Origin of the sequence: uncultured Gemella sp., assembly GCF_963519265.1 — a bacterium.
Lineage (GTDB): Bacteria > Bacillota > Bacilli > Staphylococcales > Gemellaceae > Gemella.
In genome coordinates, this window is sequence record NZ_CAUQNQ010000121.1 from 1 (window position 1) to 3,436 (window position 3,436).

Annotated in this window: 2 protein-coding genes; both read left to right on the forward strand. The window is 25.7% G+C overall.

All coding sequences use genetic code 11. From position 1 onward, the window contains the following. Positions 1 to 366 precede the first annotated feature (366 nt). Entirely contained in the window at positions 367 to 2,583 is a 2,217-nt protein-coding gene (locus tag RWN11_RS07740; RefSeq protein ID WP_314161158.1) for a hypothetical protein, read from the forward strand. Positions 2,584 to 2,592: 9 nt separating this feature from the next. Beyond that, positions 2,593 to 3,237 carry an ABC transporter ATP-binding protein gene (locus RWN11_RS07745; protein WP_314161159.1) on the forward strand — a complete coding sequence of 215 codons (645 nt, stop codon included), beginning with the start codon at positions 2,593 to 2,595 and terminating at the stop codon, positions 3,235 to 3,237. The last annotated feature ends 199 nt before the right edge of the window (positions 3,238 to 3,436 follow it).

The following is a 3,436-nucleotide window of genomic DNA, read 5'->3' on the forward strand; positions in this document are numbered from 1 at the left end:
ACAGAACGAATTCCATTCACATTCCATGTTGTTAATTTCATACTTCTTCCTCCACGTTCATTTTATTCTATCATAACAATTTTATAAAATGATGACTAGCAAAAAGATACCGACCTTCAACGGTTAGATTTTTAGTCTAACTTTTGGGGTCGGTATGTCAGAAATATTTCTTTCCAAAGTTCAAGTCACTACTTGAATGTAAGCGGTTAACGTTTTATAATGTAGACAAAGAGAGCTAATTAAAAATAACACAAAATAAATTGCTTATGCTTCACAGTTTGTAGGAAACTCTAAAGCTAGAATATATCGGGATTGTAAATAGTTAAATTTGAATATTTTCTATTAATAGTTCATTTAGGAGGCACTATGAAAAGTATTTTTAACAATAATTTATTAAAATATTTAACTTGTATTATGATATTACTAAATGGTGTTTTATTTTCATTAGTGGCAACTTTTTACATGGATATAGCATATTTTAATAAATTAAGTATGTATCCATCTTCCGCTTTATATATTCAATTGAAAACGATACCAGAAGAAAAGGCAGACTCTACGTATAAATTTTTAAATGAATATGCAGAACAAAATGGATTGTTTTATATTAGGAAAGATTTTTTGCTTAATAGACAGGGTTCAGTTAATGGTGCTTTATTTAGTATTGATGGGGATATAAAATCTAATAAAGATAAGTTAACACTTGATTTTTTAGGGCAAAATATTACTAATTCAAATAAATTAGAGAAATTATTAGTTGCAAAAGATGAAAATGCAACTTTGGGTGTATCTGAAACTACATTAAATAGTATTGATAATATTCCACGTTTTAAATTCGGAGAAAATATAGTCTTTAAAAAGTTATCAAATACAATTAGAGAAACAAAAACTATTAATGGTGAATACAGAATTCTGGGATTAGATAATTCAAAAAAAATAGAATTTTTAGAAGGACTCAGTAAAGTGAGTGGTGTTGATAGTTCCGTTTTTTTTGATGGTAAATCTGGATATTTTCTAGATCATGGATTGAATGAAATAATAATAGTTGGTATGTTTGTGATTAGCAATTTAGTATTATTATCGTTACTTATTGTAATAACGATAAAGTATTTGCCTAATTTAGGTAAACTTATTTTATTAGGATGGTCAAGAAAATATTTTGCTATTAAGTTATATCAACCATTAATTTATACGGCTTTGTTATCTATTTTTTTATTCATACCCTATGGACTAATTTTAACGGATATTACTTTCAACTCCATTTTTTTTATTAGTTTAATGCTTGGGATAGGAATACTTCATTTTATAATCATTAGTATTTTATTATTAATAGCATCCCTTTTTATCTCCTTAATTTCAGCAATAAATGCAGTAAGAGAAAGAATACCAAGAAGAAAATATATGATTGTTGCAGTATTGGTGTATTTTATTTTTAATATCTTCTTAATTGTAGGAAGTGTATATATAGATAGCCCCTACCAAGAAGTCCAAAAAAATATAGAAATCTCTAAAAACTGGAATAAGGTTTCTGACTATAAAATTTTAAAAAATATTAGTGTTGGAAATGATCAAGCTAGTTTTAACAGGCAATCAAAAGAGTTTTTTAGAGATTTTTATAACTGGTACAAAGAAATTTCAGATGATAACGATGTAAATATCATAAACACTTCATTTATTTCCAAGGATATGCTAAAGAAGTATAAATTAAATGAAGTTTATAAATCTGTTCCTAACGAAGAATTTTGGGAATTGACGGCATCTCCTAATTATTTAAAAAAGATTGGTATAAAAATTGAAGATTCAGTTATAGAAAATGCTAAGCGAGGAACTAGAACTTATTTAATTCCAGAAAATAAATCAGATAATGAAATTAAACTGTTAAAAGAAATGCTCATCGAAAAAGATACTAAAAATATTAGATCAGATGATATTAAAACTAGTTTTAATGAAAATAAAGAATTTGAATTTTTAAAATATCAATTTAATCAAGAAGTATTTTCATTTAGTACGAAATCAGTAGATAAACTTATGATTAAAGATCCAATCATATTAGTCATTACTCCTGAGAATATGATCTATAGAGAGACAGAAAGTTTAATAGCTATTGGTTTAGAAAATTCTTACATTAAACTTGAAGGGGAAGCTGAAGCAAAGTATTTAAGCCAAGAATACTTATCAAAATTTAATTTAAATGATAACTATATAGAGTTTGCTACAATTCGTTTATTTGTTGATGGAATACAAAAAGATTTATGGTTAACGATACAATTATTTTTGGGAGCTTTAATTGCTATTACATTTATCGTTATTATTTTATTGATTAGCATTATAACTATTTTTCAGAATGCATATAAAGAAAAAATATCCGTTAAGAAATTCTTGGGATATAGCAATTTTAGCATATACAAAATCCCGCTACTGTTAACAACTTTTATGGTAACCTTAGACATTGTAACTGTTATACTTTTTCATAGTAAAGTTGGCATAGTATTTATGATAGTTCTTGGTTTAATACAACTTATTATATTTTATAAGGTTATGATAAGTAATCAAATGAAAAAACTAAATCTATTTTTAAAATCATAGGAGGGGAATATGAATATACTAGAATTAAAAAATGTTTCTAAAAGTTATAATGGTAGAAAAATTATTGATAATTTCACTATTTCTATTCCTGAAAAATCTATTGTATCTATCATAGGTAAATCTGGCTCTGGAAAGAGTACAATATTAAACATGATTGGAATGCTCGAAAAAGTTGATAGTGGTGAAATTAAAATAAATGGAAAAAAATTACCATCTATCAACAGTTCCTTAGCAATGAAATTGAGAAGAGACAATATTAATTATTTATTTCAATCGTTTGCTTTAATCAATGATATAAAAGTTATTGATAATTTACTAATTGCTATGGAATTTTTAGATATCTCAAAAAAAGAAAAACTCCATCTAATAGATAATGTTCTAAATGAGTTAGATATATTTGATTTAAAAAATAAAATTGTAAATACCTTGTCTGGGGGAGAACAACAAAGAGTAGCTATTGCTAGGTGTATTTTAAAACCAGGTAACTTGATATTAGCTGATGAACCTACAGGTTCTCTTGATCCCATGATGTCTGAAAAAGTATTTAGCTTAATTAAAAATTTACGCGATAAATATGGAAAAACCATCATTATTGTTACTCATGATATGAATTTAGCCAATAAGACCGATAAAATTATAAATCTAAATTTTTAATGTTGTATCATTATTATGATAAATTTTTGTAGTATTATTTTGTTTAATTTTTAGACATAACTATCATTTCTATACTTTGGTTTCATCGACTTAAGTATACTAGATAGTTATGTCTTTTTGTTACACTTCTTTTTACAATTCAGAATCCGCATCATTCGGCAAGCAAATATAAAAACTAATCACTTCTCCAACGGATTCA

What these genes read in the sequence shown, in the direction of transcription:
- RWN11_RS07740 (WP_314161158.1), top strand. Translation starts at nt 367, where the DNA reads ATGAAAAGTATTTTTAACAATAATTTATTAAAATATTTAACTTGTATT.
- RWN11_RS07745 (WP_314161159.1), top strand. Translation starts at nt 2,593, where the DNA reads ATGAATATACTAGAATTAAAAAATGTTTCTAAAAGTTATAATGGTAGA.